Below are 15,014 nucleotides of genomic sequence, written 5' to 3'. Positions count from 1 at the left end.
TTCCTTCCTTATGAGCACTGCGCCCGAAGAAGTTCTTGATTACTGGTTTAACGAGGTTGGCGCGGACAATTGGTTCGCCAGCAGCCCCGAACGCGACCAGGAGATCACCAAACGCTTCCTGGAAGATCACGAACGCGCGGCAGGCGGCGGAATGTCGGCCTGGGAAGACACGCCCACCGGCATGCTCTCGCTGATGCTGCTGCTTGACCAGTTTCCGCGCCATATGTTCCGGAACACGCCGCGCGCTTTCGCCACCGACGACGCCGCGCTCGAGTTGGCGCGAACCGGCATCATCAAGCATTTCGACGACCGGATCGGCACGTCTTACAAATTATGCTTCTATCTGCCCTTCGCGCATTCCGAAAATATGGGCGATCAGCGGCTCGCATTGTTCTACATCCGCGAACGCACCAAGCATCCGGTCTGGCTCGGCCATGCCGAACATAACTATAATACGGTTCTGCGTTTCGGCCATTTCCCGGAAAGAAACAAGATTCTCGGCCGTCCCTCCACGGCGGCGGAAGAAGAATATCTCAAGCAGCCGCTCGTGGAATTTTAGCGCTTCCCATCAGCCATTCGCGCTGACCGCCATAATTCTTGCCAGTTCATTGGCCAGAAGTTTGGCGATTTTCTCGCGTTGCGCGGGCTGACGCAGGATGGCCTCGTCCTTCTTGTTGGACAGAAAGCCCGTCTCGACCAAAATGGAAGGTATGTCGGGCGCGCGCAATACGGCAAAATTGGCGGCGCGCAAGGGGTTATTGAGCAAACGCCATTCCTTGCCCACGCCGCGCACCAAATCGACTTTCGCCCGCTGGGCGACATCGCGCGAACGCCGCGCCTCCAAATCCAGAAGAATGCCCGCCACTTCCTGATCGGTGCCGTCGAGATTGACGCCGCCGATTCTGTCGGCAAGATTTTCTTGTTGCGCCAGAGCCTTGGAAAAATCGTCGGTCGCCTGGTCGGAGAGCGTATAGGCCGAGAAACCGCGCGCTTCCCGATTGGAGGCGCTATCGGCATGCACGGAGACGAAAAAATCAGCCTTGGTCTGCCGTCCTTTTTCCACCCTATCGGCCAAGGGCATGAATTCGTCCATGTCGCGCGTCAGCGAAGCGTTCAGGCGGGGCTTCCCGGCCAGATGCTGCGCCATTCGCCGCGATATATCGAGGGTAATATCCTTTTCATAAGTGCCCGCCGCGCCGATAGCCCCAGGATCGCGGCCTCCGTGGCCAGGATCGATCATCAGAAGCTTAGGGGGCGAGGCCGCGGCCCCTGACTGCATGGGAAAACGCTTTTTGCGGCCCGGCTTCTTGATTTCGGCGGAAAATAAGGAAGTCGGCACCGAAACCGAGATTCCAAGCGCAGCGCAGCCCAAAGCGCAGCGCAAAAACAGTCTACGGTTGGGCAAAAGAGGTTTTTCGGTCATATAAAAAACGTAATTTTCAGCGAATCACTCGAGGGTCGAGACTCATAAATAGCATGAGGTTCTGTTTGATAAAAGAAGCCCAAGGGCCAGGAAACGAGCGAAGCCGTAGACACCTACGGCGAGCGAAGTTGACGCCGCCCTTGGGCTTCTTTTGCAAACCCGAAGGGCGCGGCATAAAAGCCGACCGGCGTTCTCAACGGCCTTGCAGGTAAGCACCGCTACCTGCTACGGCCTTTTCGTAGCCGGATCGGCTTTTCTGCTCGCGCAGAACCCATGTTATTTATGAGTCTCGCCTCTAATACTTTGACATAAGGCGCGATTAAGGAAAACATGCTTTCCTCTTGGGGACTTGCCTTTAACGCCTTGAAAGAATTATCAGTTGAAAAACCAGCCTGAAGCGTTAATGTCCATAAGAACGTAACGGAACCTTCCTTTGTCATGAAAAAAATCCTCCATATCACAGAGTCGCTGGGCGGCGGCGTCGCCACCGCCATGCAAGGCTATTTGCAGAGCACGCCGCAGCACTGGCATTTTCTGCTCGCTGCCGCGCGCGAGGGGACCCATGACAAGATGGGCTGGCTGCAAGGTTTTGCCGGACATTACGAGTTGCCCCGCAGTCTCAGCCCGGCCGTCAAAACAATTCGGAAAGTTTATGACGACATCAAGCCGGATTGGGTGCATTTGCATTCTTCCTATGCCGGAGCCTATGGCCGCATGGCGATGCTGCCCCGCAATCGCGTTGTCTATACTCCGCATTGCTATGCTTTCGAACGCCGCGATGTAAGCAAGCTTAAGCGGTGGTATTACATGCTTGCCGAACAGCTTCTCTGCATTGGCGGCGGCGCGACGGCAGCCGTCAGCCCTCGCGAACTCGAGCTGGCGCAGAAAATGCTCATTGCGCAGCACACTATATTGCTGCCCAACTCCCCGGTCATACCGGAAAATATCAGGGAACTGCGGCGCGGCCATAAGCGTGGCGAGAAATTGCGGATTGCCATGGTCGGACGGCTCTCCCCCCAGAAAGACCCCACCTTCTTCCTCGAGACGGTCAATCTCGCCAAAGAGCGCGATGTTCCGGCGGAGTTCGTATGGCTCGGCGGCGGCGATGCCGCATGGGAGAAAAAAATGCGCGCGGCGGGAGTCGAAGTCAGCGGATGGATGCCGCATGAACAGCTTCTCGCCAAACTTGCCGGATGCGATATCTATTACCATACCGCCGCGTGGGAATCCTGTCCCATGTCGATATTAGAGGCTTCGCATCTCGGGCTTCTGCTGGTCTGCCGCGATACGCCCGCCATCGCCAGCCTGCCGGTGCAGCCTATCGTGCCCTCGGTCAAGGCGGCGGTCGACAGTTTCACCCAGATGGCATGGGGCGAAAGCCTGGACACCTCGCCATTCGCGGCGATCAACGATGTGCTCAACAAGAATTATAACGAGACGACGCAAAGAGACGCGCTGCTCGATCTGTATGGCGATTAGACCAGCAAGCCGGGACTAGAGCTCTCGTCTTCCAGCACCTTGGGACGGTCATGGCGCAAGCGCCATAGAAAGATCGCCTGGAACACGCTGAGAAATATAGCCGTGACGACCTGCGCCAGCGCCGCGCCCCACAGCCCCCACAGCCATACGAATAGTATATTGGTCGCGCTGGCCACCACGAGATTGAGCCAGTAAGCCAGCGTAAGCGTCCGGTCCTGGTGCCGGGCATAGAGCGCCGCATTGCTGGCGCCGGCCTGGAACCTGATCCAGAACGCCAGCAATATTAGATAGAAACTGCCGACATTCTCCATCGCCAGCGGTTTATTGATGAAAGACAGAACGGGGTGGATTAATGCCGCCGCGACCAAGGAGAACCCCGCCCCGGCAAGCGCCATCATCGCCGACAAGTCCCGGAAACGCCGCCAGAATTCCGATTCATCGCCGGATTTATAGCTGGCGACCAGTTTCGGCATGCCGCCCGCGAGCAGGCCGGTCTCCACCAGAACCTGCACGGCATAGGCGAACGACCAAAACATCACGAAAACGCCGCCATATTCCAGCCCGACGAATCCCGAGACGACATAACGGTCGACATAATTGCTGCCGTGCTGCGCCAGGCTGGCGGCGTAAAGCGGAAATCCACGCCACAGGCCGCGCTTGATCCAGTTCCAATTCGGTTTCTGTTTGACGGCTTCGGCGAACGGCAGCCGCGCGATCAGCCAAAGCCCCATCAGGAACGCCGCGACCGTGCCGGCCAGCCACCCGATGATGACGGCGTCGAGCGTGCGAAATTCCGCGAACGCCAGGCCCAAAGGAATCATCACGAAAGCCCACAGGCCGTTATTGAGGGCGAAAATGGTATTCCCCGCGAGCACGCGATGCATGCCGTATAATATATTTCCCAGTTCCAGAACCTGATGCCCGACGATCAGAAGGATGATGGAATACATCATATACAATCGGTATTGATCTGGAATCCAAGGATAAACCAGCAAGGACAGCAGAATCATCACCGCGTAACCGATGACGTAAACGATCTGCTGATCGCGGATAATGCGCGCCTGCTGAGGCGGCGGCGCGTCGACGATCGCCCGGTTGGCGACAAAGGAAAAGCCGCAGCCCGCAGCCTTGGTGCCTATGACATTCGCCGCCTGCAGAAGACCGAAAATGCCTACCGCCTCAAGGCCGATAAAGCGCGTGATGTATACCATCAGCGCAAATTTCGCGAGCAAGGAGCCCCCGCGTAATCCCAAGCTGGCGCCGACCCGAACCGTTTTCTCTACCCAATTGACTCTCATATAATCATCGCAACTCAAAAGTTGGCAGGTGGCTTAGCGGTAAGGATGGATGGCAAAAAAGGATTTCGAAAAAGGTTATAGAGCCAGCCTCCCAAAACCCATTAAGAAAAATTCTGACAACATGCGAATGACCGCACTGCAGCATATGCTGTCCATACAAAGGTAGTCTATTAACCATACTTATCCACAGATTCAGCATCTTATTAACCATTGTGGATAATCATCTTGCCGTGCACAATGGTTAACTTCATGCTCTTATTGATTTTTTTGCAACGCACAACAAAAAATTCGTTAACAAAAATGATATTTTCCTGGCTGAAAGTATTACTGGATGTTTAATATGACACATATCGATTTTACATGTTGCAATGCACTTATCGCATTGCATCATGGTACGAGATAACGATTTTGCACGGGGATGATTATGATATCACAAGCCGCACGTAAAATTAAGCAATCCGAATCGCAAAAGAATTTCGATGCAACCGAAACGCTGCAAACTCTCCGGCTCGCTCCTTTTGCCGAACCGCAGCCCCTTAACAACACCCGCAAGGCTCTTCAGTTCTTCATTCTCAGCGACGCGCTGGCGGTCATTGTCGGCGTCACCCTGTCATGGCTGGCGACGCTGGTCGTCAACAACTACCTCGGCCGCGAAGTGCAAAGCATGCTCGAGGGCGAATTGCTGTCCCGCACGATCAATGTCGTGGCCATCGGCGCCGGCCTGATCCTGTGGTTCAATCATCGGAGCCACTACCGCACCCGGATGCCTTTCTGGACCTCGACGCAGCAGATCTTCTGCGGCGCCGGTTTCTGCCTTCTGCTCGACAGCTTCCTGCAATTCGCCGCGAAGCAGGACCTGTCCCGCCTGTGGCTGGTCGGCGGCTGGGCGTTGACCGGCGGCATGATCGTGGCGCTGCGCATCGCGACCCGTAGAATCCTGCAAAGCAAGGGCCTGTGGAACGTGCGGACGCTCGTGATCGGCGGCGGCAGCGTCGCGGACGACGCCAAGGCGGCAATCCAGTCCGAACAGCTCGGCTATCAGATCGTCGGCGAAGTCGCCGACCTCGATGAGCTGCGCGAAGACGCGCAGGGATCGTGGACCCGCCTGTGCAACTGGTACAAGGCCGATTTCGTGCTGATCGCGCTCGACGGCGCGGAACTGCATGCCGCCGAAGACGCCATCGCCAATCTGACTCGCGAGCACATCCCCTTCGCCATCTGCCCGCCGCTGCGCGGCGTGCCGGTGCTGGGCATGGAGAGCCAGCACTTCTTCAATCACGACGTCATGCTGCTAACCCGCTGCAACCGGCTGGAGGAGCCGCTGCCGCGCTTCATCAAGCGCGCGTTCGACATCGCGGTGTCGGGCACGGCGCTGCTGGCCCTGGCGCCGGTGTTCGCGGTGGTCGCGCTGTTCATCAAGCGCGACGGCGGCCCGGTTTTTTATTCCGACCGGCGCGTCGGCACCGGCGGGCTGTCCTTCGGCTGCCTGAAATTCCGCTCGATGGTCATGAACAGCAATCAGGTCATGAAAGAGCATCTGGCGAATAACCCGGAAGCCGCCAAGGAATGGAACGAATTCCAGAAGCTGCGCAACGATCCGCGCGTGACCGCCATCGGCACCTTCATCCGCAAGACCAGCATCGACGAGCTGCCGCAGCTCATCAACGTGCTGAAGGGCGACATGAGCCTCGTCGGCCCGCGCCCGATGATGATCGACCAGGCGGAAATCTACGGCCCCGACGTCAGCTTCTATCACCAGATGCAGCCCGGCATTACCGGCCTGTGGCAGGTGAGCGGACGCAATCACGTCTCGTTCGAGAAGCGCGTGCAGTTCGACCGCTGGTATGTCAGCAACTGGTCGCTGTGGCACGACATCGCCATTCTCTGCAAAACTCCGGCGGTGCTGCTGTTCCGCAAAGGCGCGTATTAAGATCAGAAGCAGGGTTAGGTCAGGATATTATTCCTGACCAGCTCCGCCTCCAGCCGCCCGGTCAGCCAAAACCACGCCATCTGAAAGTCCGCCCGCAGCGACCATGCCGGATAGCTGAAACTCGCGGGGCGGTTCTTTTCAATGAACAGATGCGCCAGCCATGCATAGCCGTACCCCGCCGCCAGCGCCATCAGCAGAATATCAAACCGGCACGCCGCCACCGCCACGATAAACAGCGCCACGCCTACGCCCGTCCCGGCGACATGAACCAGCCGTGTCGCGCGCTTGCGGTGCTCGCCCAGGTAAAACGGCCAGAATTCGGCGTAAGTCTCGATCTTTCCGGTCATAAGCCGATTTTAATTGGTGAAGCGTGAAAGAACGGTATAAATTCCCCCTCCAAGATTTGGGAGGTCTTTTATGTCACGCGAATACAAAGTCGCCATTGTCGGCGCGACCGGCGCCGTAGGGCGCGAACTGCTCAATACGCTTTATGAGCGCAAATTCCCGGTATCCGACGTGGTCGCCCTCGCCTCCAGCCGCTCGGCGGGCGGCGAGGTCAGTTTCGGCGAGGACGACATCCTGAAAATTCAGGATCTGGAAAAATACGACTTCAAGGGCACCGACATCTGCCTGTCCGCCGTGAGCTCGAAAATCACCGCCGATTTCGCGCCCAAGGCAGGAAAGATCGGCTGCGTCGTGGTCGATAAATCCTCGCATTTTCGCATGGACCCCGACGTGCCGCTGGTGGTGCCGGAGGTCAATCCCGGCGCGCTCAAGGATTTCCACAAGCGCAATATCGTCGCCAGCCCGAACTGCTCGACGATCCAGATGGTCGTGGCGCTCAAGCCGCTGCACGACCTCGCGACCATCACCCGCGTGGTGGTCAGCACCTATCAGTCGGTATCCGGCGCGGGCAAGGAAGCGATGGACGAACTGTTCACGCAGACGCGCGCGATCTTCGTCAACGACGCCCTCAAGAAAGAAGTCTTCACCAAGCAGATCGCCTTCAACGCCATTCCGCAAATCGACGTGTTCATGGAAGACGGCGGCACGCAGGAAGAATGGAAAATGATGGTCGAGACCAAAAAGATTCTCGACCCCAAGATCAAGGTCACGGCCACCTGCGTGCGAGTGCCGGTCTTCATCGGCCACAGCGAGGCGGTCAATGTCGAATTCGCCAATCCCATCAGCGCGGCGGAAGCGCGCGCGGCGCTGAAGAAAGCCCGCGGCGTCACCGTGATCGACCACAGGCATGATGACGGCTTCGTCACGCCGGTCGAATGCGTGGGCGAAGACGCCGTGTATGTCAGCCGCATCCGGGAAGACATGACGGTCGAGAACGGCCTCAATTTATGGATCGTCAGCGACAATCTGCGCAAGGGCGCGGCGCTGAACGCCGTGCAAATCGCCGAGATGCTGGTGAAGGAGTATTTGCGGTGACGCTCAAGATCGGCATCCTGGGTTTCGGCGGGCGGATGGGGCAATTGCTGGCCGCCGAGGCGCAGCGCCATCCCGGCTGCACGCTCGCCGCGCTATACTGGCGGCAGAAGAAAGACGATACGCCCATACCGGAAGGCTGCCTGGTCAGCAACGATCTCGACGCCGTGATCGCCGCCAGCGACGCGCTGATCGAATTCACCACCGCCGAAGCCTCGCCGATTTTCGCTGCCCATGCCGCGAAGCTGGGCAAGCCCCTGGTCACCGGCACCACCGGCCTGAGCGATGCGCAGCAGGAGGCGATCAAAGCGGCGGCGCAACGCATCCCGCTGCTGCAAGCGCCGAATACCAGCCTGTCATTGGCCGTGACGAAACAGCTTACGACGCTGGCGGCAAAGCTGCTGCGCGGGCGCGATTACGATATCGGCATCACCGACATTCATCACCGGCATAAGAAAGACGCGCCGTCCGGCACCGCCAAAGCCCTCGGCGCGGCGGTTCTGGCGGGCAATCCCGACGCCAAGCCCTCCTATGCCGCGCACCGGCTCGGCAACATCGTCGGAGAGCATGAAGTGATTTTCGCCGGGACAGGCGAAGTTCTAACCATTCACCACAGCGTCACCGACCGCGCCATCTTCGCCCGCGGCGCCATCGCCGCCGCGCTCTGGCTGCACGGCCAGAAGCCTGGGTTATACGGCATGAATGACATGCTGGGGGTTTAGTGGTGTCGTCATTCCCGACGCCGCGCCTCAGCGCGGCGAGCGGGAATCCCGTTTGTTTTATAGAAGAAAGAAGAAAACGGGATTCCCGTTCGGCTTCGCCCGCTTTGGCGGTCAAAGCCGCCGGGAATGACGGCTCTACACCAACCCCGCATACCTCATCGCGTTTTCGAGCGCCGTCTGCGTCGCTTTGCCCACCGGCACCAGCGGCAGGCGCAATTCGTTTTGGCACAGGCCGAGCAGCGAGGCGGCATATTTCACCGGCCCCGGCGAGGTTTCCAGGAACAGCGCGTCATGCAGCGGCGATAATTTATCGTGAATCGCCTGGGCTTTTTTCACGTCGCCCTTTTTCCAGGCTTCATGGAATTGCGCGCATAATTTCGGCGCGACATTCGACGTGACGGAAATGATCCCATGCCCGCCATGCGCCAGGAAAGCCAGCACGAGCGCGTCCTCGCCCGAAAGCTGGATGAAATCCTTGCCGCAGGTCTGGCGCGTCTTGACCGGGCGCGCGAGATCGCCCGTCGCGTCCTTGACGCCGACGATGCGCGGCAGTTCGGCGAGGCGCGCCATGGTATCGACATTCATGTTCACCACGCTGCGGCCCGGAATATTGTAGATGAAAATCGGCAGCGTCGAATTGTCGTGGATTGCCTTGAAATGCGCGTAAAGCCCGCCCTGGGTCGGCTTGTTGTAATAGGGCGTGACATGCAGCGCGGCGTCGGCTCCGGCTTTTTCCGCGTGCTGGGTCAGCGAGATCGCCTCGCGGGTGGAATTCGAGCCGCAGCCCGCGATCACGGGAGCCTTGCCCTTCGCCGCCTCGATGCACAGTTCGACGACCAGATGATGCTCGTCATGGCTCAGCGTCGGAGACTCGCCGGTCGTGCCGCAGGGAACCAGGCCATGCGTGCCCTGCGCGATCTGCCACGCGACGAATTTCTGGAACGCCTTGGCATCCAGTTTATCGTCCTTGAAAGGCGTAATCAGCGCCGTATTGGAACCCCAGAATGCCGGTTTCTTGGCCATGGATTCTTTCTCCCCATAAAATCAGGTCACGACACTATCACGGCGGGCAGCGGCGGCAAAAGCCGGAAACAACACTCGCGCACAATTTATACCGTTGAAATCTTTGGTTATTGCCCAAATCCGCTCAGGGGGTTATCGTGCGCAGGTTGGAATCAATGTCCCCCGCCGGAGCTTTCCCATGAGCGCGCCCGCGCCCAAAGCCGCTTCCCGCCCGCTGTCGCCGCATTTGTCGATCTATAAGCCGCAATTGACCACCGGCATGTCGATCTTCCATCGCGTCACCGGCGTGGGGCTGTGCTTTGCCCTGCCGGTGCTGGTCGGCTGGCTGCTGGCGCTGAGCGCCGGGCCGGAGACTTACGGCCAATTCATGAAATGCCTGCTGTCGCCGGTCGGGAAACTGTTCCTGACGGGATGGAGCTGGGCCTTTTGCTATCACCTCTGCACCGGCATCCGCCATATGCTGTGGGATGCGGGATATCTGCTCGAGCTGCCCCAGGTTTATGCCAGCGGGCGGATCGCGCTCGGCGTTTCGACGATCCTGACCGTCTTTCTGTGGCTCTATGTCTGGGGGATTGCATGAGCGATATGCGTTCTCCGCTCGGCCGCGTGCGCGGCCTCGGTTCCGCCGGACACGGCTCCGCCCACTGGTGGGGATTGCGCCTCACCTCGCTGGCGCTGGTCTTCCTGTGCAGCTGGTTCGTGGCGAAGCTGTTGATCTGCATCGGCGGCGGCGATTACCAGACGGCGCATGCATGGCTCCAGCGCCCCTTCCCCCGCCGTCATGATGAGCCTGCTGATCGCCGTCGGTTTTCATCATGCAGCCAATGGGTTGCAGGTGGTTATTGAGGATTACGTTCACCGCGAATTCTGCAAAATGGGCAGCATCGTCGCGATCAAGTTTCTGGCCGTCGTCATGGCCGCGCTCGGCATTTTCGCCGTCGTCAAAATCGCCCTGGGATAACATATGGCTGCTTATCAATTCGTCGATCATACCTATGACGTCATCGTCGTCGGCGCGGGCGGCGCGGGGTTGCGCGCCACCTTCGGCATGGCGGAAAAGGGGTTGAAGACCGCCTGCATCACCAAGGTCTTCCCGACTCGCAGCCATACCGTCGCGGCGCAGGGCGGAATCTCCGCCGCAACTCGGCAATATGGGCGAGGATGACTGGCGCTGGCACATGTACGACACGATCAAAGGCTCGGACTGGCTCGGCGATCAGGACGCCATCGAATATATGTGCCGCGAAGCCGCGCCCGCCGTGATCGAGCTTGAGCATTACGGCGTGCCCTTCAGCCGCACGGCGGAAGGCAAAATCTATCAGCGCGCCTTCGGCGGCATGACGACGAAATTCGGCGAAGGCATCGCCTATCGCACCTGCGCCGCCGCCGACCGCACCGGCCACGCCATTCTGCATACGTTGTACCAGCAATCGCTCAAGCATGAGGCGGAATTCTTCGTCGAATATTTCGCGCTCGATTTAATCATGGACGATAAGGGCGTCTGCCGCGGCGTCGTGGCGTGGAACCTGGACGACGGCACGATCCATCGTTTCCGGGCGCAGATCGTCGTCATGGCGACCGGCGGCTATGGCCGCGCCTATTTCTCCTGCACCTCCGCCCATACCTGCACGGGGGACGGCAACGCGATGGCGCTGCGCGCCGGATTACCCTTGCAGGACATGGAGTTCGTGCAGTTTCATCCCACGGGAGTTTATGGCGCGGGATGCCTGATTACCGGGGCGTGCGCGGCGAAGGCGGCTATTTGACCAACGGCAATGGCGAGCGTTTCATGGAACGCTACGCGCCCAGCGCGAAAGACCTCGCCAGCCGCGACGTGGTCAGCCGCTCGATGACCATCGAAATCCGCGAAGGGCGCGGCTGCGGCCCGCTCAAGGATCACATTCACCTGCACCTCGAACATCTTGATCCGAAAATCATTCATGAGCGCCTGCCCGGCATTTCGGAGACGGCGCGGGTGTTCTCCCGGCGTGGACGTGACCAAGGACCCGATCCCGGTCTTGCCCACCGTGCATTACAATATGGGCGGCATCCCGACGAACTATAAGGGCGAGGTCATCCGCCCCGTTCCGGGCAATCCCGACGCAGTCGTACCCGGCCTGATGGCGATCGGCGAAGCGGCCTGCGTATCGGTGCATGGCGCAAACCGGCTCGGCTCGAACTCGCTGCTCGATCTCGTGGTGTTCGGGCGCGCGGCAGCGATACGCGCGGCGGAGCTTATCAAATCGGGCGAGCGCCAGCGCGACCTGCCCAAAGGCGCGGGCGATTTCGCCATGGAACGGTTCGACAGAGTGCGCCACGCCAGCGGCGACATCCGCGTCGCCGATCTGCGGCTGGAAATGCAAAAGACCATGCAGAATTACTGCGCCGTCTTCCGTACCGGCGAGGTTCTTGCCGAAGGGCAGCAGAAACTGCGCGAAGTCTGGGCCAAGCGCGAACGGGTCCGGATTTCCGACCGCTCGATGGTGTGGAATTCCGATCTGGCCGAGGCGCTGGAGCTCGACAATCTGCTTTATCAGGCCGTCGTCACGCTCGACGGCGCGGCCAATCGCCAGGAAAGCCGCGGCGCGCATGCCCGCGAGGACTTCTCCAAGCGCGACGACGAAAACTGGCTGAAACACACCGTCGCCTGGGTCGATGACAAAGGCGCGACGAAGATCGATTACCGCCCGGTTCACATCTACACGCTGACCGACGAGGTCGAAGCGGTAAAGCCGAAGGCTCGGGTTTATTAGGAGGAAGCGTCATGGCCGAATTCACACTCCCCGCGAATTCCAAGGTCGAGCCCGGGATCAAACATTCCGCGCCCGAGGGCGCGAAGCGCACCAAGACCTTTAAGGTCTATCGCTGGACGCCCGATGACGGCAAGAATCCGCGCCTCGACGAATATACCATCGATCTCGACAAGTGCGGGCCGATGGTTCTCGACGCCATCATCCATATCAAGAACGATATCGACAGCACGCTGACCTTCCGCCGTTCCTGCCGCGAGGGCATCTGCGGCTCATGCGCGATGAATATCGACGGCACGAACACGCTCGCCTGCCTCAAACATACCGGCGATGTCGAAGGCGACGTGAAAATCTATCCCCTGCCCCACATGCCCGTGGTCAAGGATTTGGTGCCGGATTTGAATCAGGTTTACGCGCAATACGCCTCGATCAAGCCATGGCTGCAAAGCCAGTCGCCGCCGCCGCCCGACCGCGAGCGCCTGCAATCGCCGGAGGAACGCGCCAAGCTCGACGGCCTCTATGAATGCATCCTGTGCTTCTGCTGCTCGACGGCCTGTCCCAGCTATTGGTGGAACGGCGACAAGTTCCTGGGGCCGGCGGTGCTGCTGCAATCATACCGCTGGATCGCCGACAGCCGCGACGAAATGACGGGAGAGCGGCTTGACGCGCTGGACGATCCGTTCCGGCTCTATCGCTGCCACACGATCATGAACTGCACGAACACCTGCCCTAAGGGCTTGAATCCGGCCAAGGCCATCGCGGAAACCAAAAAGCTTATGGTCGAACGGAAATAGGCGGCTACTCGCTCGCCGTCTGTCCTTCGTTTTCCGCCGGGCCTTCCCAATCGGTTGGCGGGCCGATGACTTTGATCGCCGTGCCGAAGACATGGGTTTCGTAAACCGGCATGAAAACCATCTGCCGTCGCTGCACGGCATAGCGCACCAGATGATACTGCGCGTGAATAATGGCATCGGCGCCAAGACGGAAAGCTTGTTCCTGCATATGCGTAATGGCCAGGCGGGTCGATTCATGCGGATCGATGATATCACCCGGAGCTTCGTAGAAACCCACGGCGCGGATCGTGTCGATAATCGCATAACGGTATTTGACGTCGCCGGTAATCACGCGAATGGTATGCATCCGGCGCACGCGGTCTTCATCCATCGCCTTGGCGCGCGCGGTTTCTTCTTCGCGTATTCGCTCCGCGCGATCGCGCGCCATTCTGGCCTTATCGCGCGCTTCTTTCGCGCGGCGCAATTTTTCTCTCATGTCATTGAGCATGGCGCTCTCCCGATTCTCGGAATCCTAGCCAAAAACCGGCCAGCCGCCAACCATGTTCATTACCTCGCTGGGAGACGCGCCATTTTCACGAAGCGCCCGCAAAGTCATGGCCTTGTCGCGCTTGGCATAGCGGCGTCCGGCGACATCCGTCAGCAGCCTGTGGTGATGATAGAATGGCGCCGGCAGTTCCAGCAGCGCCTGCAACAGCCGGTGAACATCCGTCGCGCGCAATAAGTCTTCGCCGCGCGTGACGCAAGTGACGCCTTGCAGCGCGTCGTCGACCGTGACCGCCAGATGATAGGAAGCCGGGGTTTCTTTCCGCGCCAGAACGATATCGCCGAAATCCTGGGGATTTGCGGCCATCGCTCCCCGTCCCTCGTCGAGCCAGTTCAACTCGCCGACGGATTTCATGGCGCGCTCCATGTCCAGCCGCCAGCAATAGGGCATGCCGCTTTCCATGCGCCGCTCGCGCTCGGCGGAAGACAGATGGCGGCAAATGCCGGGATAAACGACGCCCTCCGGCCCCTGGGATGCAGGATGCGGGGCATGGCCGGAATCGGCGATTTCGGCCATGATGTCCTTGCGCGAGCAGAAGCAGGGATAGAGCAGGTTTTTGCCGCGCAACTTATCCAGCGCCGCCTGATAATCGCCGAAATGCCGCGATTGAAGCCGGACCGGCCGCTCCCATGCCAGGCCCAGCCACGCCAGGTCTTCTTCAATCGCAGTTATGTATTCGTCGCGGCACCGGGTGGGATCGATATCCTCGATCCGCAGCAGAAATTTCCCGCCGCCATGCCGGGCTTTCTGCCACGCGAAGGCCGCCGAATAGGCATGGCCGAGATGCAGAAATCCCGTCGGACTCGGCGCGAAACGCGTGACGATCATTTTTGCTCGGGCGGAGGCGGCAATTTCACCGCGACGGCGGAAGCGAGATCATGTTTCGGCTTGAGCGCCAAGGCGGCCTGGCTGTCGCTGCGCGCCTTCGCGTCTTGTCCCAGCTTGAGCCAGCAATCGGCGCGGAAGGCCAGGGCGTCCGCCGCCGTGGGATCGCGCTTGATGACGTAATCGAGTTCCCTGACGGCATCCCAATAACGCTCCAGGCTCATCAGGGCGGCGGCATGATCCTGCCAATACTGCATATTGCCGGGATCGCGATGAACCGCGAGCGCAAGCTCCTGTTCCGCCACCTTGGCATTGCCCGCGCGCAGGAAAGCCCATCCGGCCTTGGCCAGCATGCCGGCGACAATTTTGTTGTCCTGTCCCGCCGCGCGCGCCAGATCATGGAAGTGCCTGCCCGCCGCCGGAAAATCGCCGATATTGAATTCCGCCGTGGCGCGGCACAACATCGCATCCCGGTCGCCCGGATTTTGCCGCAAAGCGATGCCGGAATCGACCATCGCGCGATCGGGATCGTTTTCGGCGACCGCCAGGCATTTCTCGCGCTCGGCAGCGGCATATACAGGCGAGTTAAGCGACAGAAGCGCGACCGCCAGCGCAATATGAAGTCCCAGAATTTTGGCGGGCTTCATCCGGCGCGATTGTTTATGGGTGAAAATTAACGAAAACACGGGCATTCGGAACACGCCTCCCAGGTCATTCCGGATAGTAAAACACCGATTGGCTGCATGCGCAACGTGCGATTATCCATGGAAATTCCGCGACAGGCGGATT

At 59.7% G+C, this 15,014-nt stretch carries 16 protein-coding genes and 1 pseudogene; 10 read left to right on the top strand and 7 right to left on the bottom strand.

Annotated elements, in window-relative coordinates:
* Window positions 1-10: 10 nt before the first annotated feature.
* Window positions 11-559, top strand: a complete 549-nt coding sequence (locus tag WDO70_11250; GenBank protein ID MEJ0063740.1) for a DUF924 family protein — start codon at window positions 11-13, stop codon at window positions 557-559.
* Between the two features lie 9 nt (window positions 560-568).
* On the opposite strand, the gene WDO70_11245 is transcribed toward WDO70_11250, so the two are convergent.
* Complete coding sequence (locus WDO70_11245) at window positions 569-1,423, bottom strand: N-acetylmuramoyl-L-alanine amidase (protein MEJ0063739.1); 855 nt, start codon at window positions 1,421-1,423, stop codon at window positions 569-571.
* Window positions 1,424-1,861: 438 nt separating this feature from the next.
* Between WDO70_11245 and WDO70_11240 the strand changes: the two genes are divergently transcribed.
* Complete coding sequence (locus tag WDO70_11240) at window positions 1,862-2,902, top strand: glycosyltransferase (GenBank protein MEJ0063738.1); 1,041 nt, start codon at window positions 1,862-1,864, stop codon at window positions 2,900-2,902.
* On the opposite strand, the gene WDO70_11235 is transcribed toward WDO70_11240, so the two are convergent.
* Complete coding sequence (locus WDO70_11235; protein ID MEJ0063737.1) at window positions 2,899-4,134, bottom strand: lipopolysaccharide biosynthesis protein; 1,236 nt, start codon at window positions 4,132-4,134, stop codon at window positions 2,899-2,901. The genes WDO70_11240 and WDO70_11235 overlap by 4 nt on opposite strands.
* Window positions 4,135-4,624: 490 nt before the next feature.
* Here WDO70_11235 and wbaP point away from each other — a divergent pair, with 490 nt between their 5' ends.
* Window positions 4,625-6,130, top strand: a complete 1,506-nt coding sequence (wbaP, locus tag WDO70_11230) for an undecaprenyl-phosphate galactose phosphotransferase WbaP (protein ID MEJ0063736.1) — start codon at window positions 4,625-4,627, stop codon at window positions 6,128-6,130.
* Between the two features lie 14 nt (window positions 6,131-6,144).
* Here the strand turns inward: wbaP and WDO70_11225 are convergent, their stop codons facing one another.
* A complete protein-coding gene (locus WDO70_11225; GenBank protein MEJ0063735.1) occupies window positions 6,145-6,477 on the bottom strand; it encodes a DUF962 domain-containing protein in 333 nt (110 codons plus the stop codon).
* 70 nt (window positions 6,478-6,547) lie between these two features.
* Between WDO70_11225 and WDO70_11220 the strand changes: the two genes are divergently transcribed.
* Together WDO70_11220 and WDO70_11215 are read left to right on the top strand one after the other, a co-directional pair.
* Entirely contained in the window at window positions 6,548-7,570 is a 1,023-nt protein-coding gene (locus WDO70_11220) for an aspartate-semialdehyde dehydrogenase (protein ID MEJ0063734.1), read from the top strand.
* On the top strand, window positions 7,567-8,289 hold the full coding sequence (locus WDO70_11215; protein MEJ0063733.1) for a dihydrodipicolinate reductase C-terminal domain-containing protein: 723 nt from the start codon (window positions 7,567-7,569) through the stop codon (window positions 8,287-8,289). The genes WDO70_11220 and WDO70_11215 overlap by 4 nt, the downstream gene beginning before the upstream one ends.
* Before the next feature lie 135 nt (window positions 8,290-8,424).
* On the opposite strand, the gene dapA is transcribed toward WDO70_11215, so the two are convergent.
* Entirely contained in the window at window positions 8,425-9,312 is an 888-nt protein-coding gene (gene dapA, locus WDO70_11210; GenBank protein ID MEJ0063732.1) for a 4-hydroxy-tetrahydrodipicolinate synthase, read from the bottom strand.
* Window positions 9,313-9,490: 178 nt separating this feature from the next.
* On the opposite strand from dapA, the gene sdhC reads away from it, so the two are divergent.
* The 5 genes and pseudogenes from sdhC to WDO70_11185 all read left to right on the top strand — a co-directional run bounded on the left by sdhC (window position 9,491) and on the right by WDO70_11185 (window position 12,856).
* Entirely contained in the window at window positions 9,491-9,892 is a 402-nt protein-coding gene (gene sdhC, locus WDO70_11205; GenBank protein MEJ0063731.1) for a succinate dehydrogenase, cytochrome b556 subunit, read from the top strand.
* Window positions 9,889-10,158, top strand: a complete 270-nt coding sequence (locus WDO70_11200) for a hypothetical protein (GenBank protein ID MEJ0063730.1) — start codon at window positions 9,889-9,891, stop codon at window positions 10,156-10,158. Before sdhC ends, WDO70_11200 begins: the two co-directional genes overlap by 4 nt.
* Complete coding sequence (locus WDO70_11195) at window positions 10,061-10,273, top strand: hypothetical protein (GenBank protein MEJ0063729.1); 213 nt, start codon at window positions 10,061-10,063, stop codon at window positions 10,271-10,273. Before WDO70_11200 ends, WDO70_11195 begins: the two co-directional genes overlap by 98 nt.
* 3 nt (window positions 10,274-10,276) lie before the next feature.
* Window positions 10,277-12,065 (top strand): annotated as a pseudogene (sdhA, locus tag WDO70_11190) (succinate dehydrogenase flavoprotein subunit).
* Between the two features lie 11 nt (window positions 12,066-12,076).
* Window positions 12,077-12,856 carry a succinate dehydrogenase iron-sulfur subunit gene (locus WDO70_11185; GenBank protein ID MEJ0063728.1) on the top strand — a complete coding sequence of 260 codons (780 nt, stop codon included), beginning with the start codon at window positions 12,077-12,079 and terminating at the stop codon, window positions 12,854-12,856.
* Between the two features lie 4 nt (window positions 12,857-12,860).
* Here WDO70_11185 and WDO70_11180 read toward each other — a convergent pair whose 3' ends face one another.
* From WDO70_11180 to WDO70_11170, 3 genes are read right to left on the bottom strand one after another with little or no spacing between them, the layout of a single operon-like run.
* The gene (locus WDO70_11180; GenBank protein MEJ0063727.1) at window positions 12,861-13,343 is read right to left on the bottom strand and encodes a hypothetical protein; all 483 of its coding nucleotides are present in this window, start codon (window positions 13,341-13,343) and stop codon (window positions 12,861-12,863) included.
* 24 nt (window positions 13,344-13,367) lie between these two features.
* Entirely contained in the window at window positions 13,368-14,228 is an 861-nt protein-coding gene (gene gluQRS, locus WDO70_11175; GenBank protein ID MEJ0063726.1) for a tRNA glutamyl-Q(34) synthetase GluQRS, read from the bottom strand.
* On the bottom strand, window positions 14,225-14,917 hold the full coding sequence (locus WDO70_11170) for a hypothetical protein (GenBank protein ID MEJ0063725.1): 693 nt from the start codon (window positions 14,915-14,917) through the stop codon (window positions 14,225-14,227). Before WDO70_11170 ends, gluQRS begins: the two co-directional genes overlap by 4 nt.
* Between the last annotated feature and the right edge of the window lie 97 nt (window positions 14,918-15,014).

Source organism: Alphaproteobacteria bacterium (genome assembly GCA_037200005.1).
Classification (GTDB): domain Bacteria; phylum Pseudomonadota; class Alphaproteobacteria; order UBA9219; family RFNS01; genus JBBCGY01.
The sequence above is the reverse complement of the archived record's forward strand: the minus strand, read 5'-3'. Positions and strand labels throughout refer to the sequence as shown.

Bases quoted from the DNA above. Each gene is read 5' to 3' on its own strand.
- WDO70_11250 (MEJ0063740.1), top strand. From the start codon at position 11: ATGAGCACTGCGCCCGAAGAAGTTCTTGATTACTGGTTTAACGAGGTT.
- WDO70_11245 (MEJ0063739.1), bottom strand. From the start codon at position 1,423: ATGACCGAAAAACCTCTTTTGCCCAACCGTAGACTGTTTTTGCGCTGC.
- WDO70_11240 (MEJ0063738.1), top strand. From the start codon at position 1,862: ATGAAAAAAATCCTCCATATCACAGAGTCGCTGGGCGGCGGCGTCGCC.
- wbaP (MEJ0063736.1), top strand. From the start codon at position 4,625: ATGATATCACAAGCCGCACGTAAAATTAAGCAATCCGAATCGCAAAAG.
- WDO70_11225 (MEJ0063735.1), bottom strand. From the start codon at position 6,477: ATGACCGGAAAGATCGAGACTTACGCCGAATTCTGGCCGTTTTACCTG.
- WDO70_11220 (MEJ0063734.1), top strand. From the start codon at position 6,548: ATGTCACGCGAATACAAAGTCGCCATTGTCGGCGCGACCGGCGCCGTA.
- dapA (MEJ0063732.1), bottom strand. From the start codon at position 9,312: ATGGCCAAGAAACCGGCATTCTGGGGTTCCAATACGGCGCTGATTACG.
- sdhC (MEJ0063731.1), top strand. From the start codon at position 9,491: ATGAGCGCGCCCGCGCCCAAAGCCGCTTCCCGCCCGCTGTCGCCGCAT.
- WDO70_11200 (MEJ0063730.1), top strand. From the start codon at position 9,889: ATGAGCGATATGCGTTCTCCGCTCGGCCGCGTGCGCGGCCTCGGTTCC.
- WDO70_11195 (MEJ0063729.1), top strand. From the start codon at position 10,061: ATGCATGGCTCCAGCGCCCCTTCCCCCGCCGTCATGATGAGCCTGCTG.
- WDO70_11185 (MEJ0063728.1), top strand. From the start codon at position 12,077: ATGGCCGAATTCACACTCCCCGCGAATTCCAAGGTCGAGCCCGGGATC.
- WDO70_11180 (MEJ0063727.1), bottom strand. From the start codon at position 13,343: ATGCTCAATGACATGAGAGAAAAATTGCGCCGCGCGAAAGAAGCGCGC.
- gluQRS (MEJ0063726.1), bottom strand. From the start codon at position 14,228: ATGATCGTCACGCGTTTCGCGCCGAGTCCGACGGGATTTCTGCATCTC.
- WDO70_11170 (MEJ0063725.1), bottom strand. From the start codon at position 14,917: ATGCCCGTGTTTTCGTTAATTTTCACCCATAAACAATCGCGCCGGATG.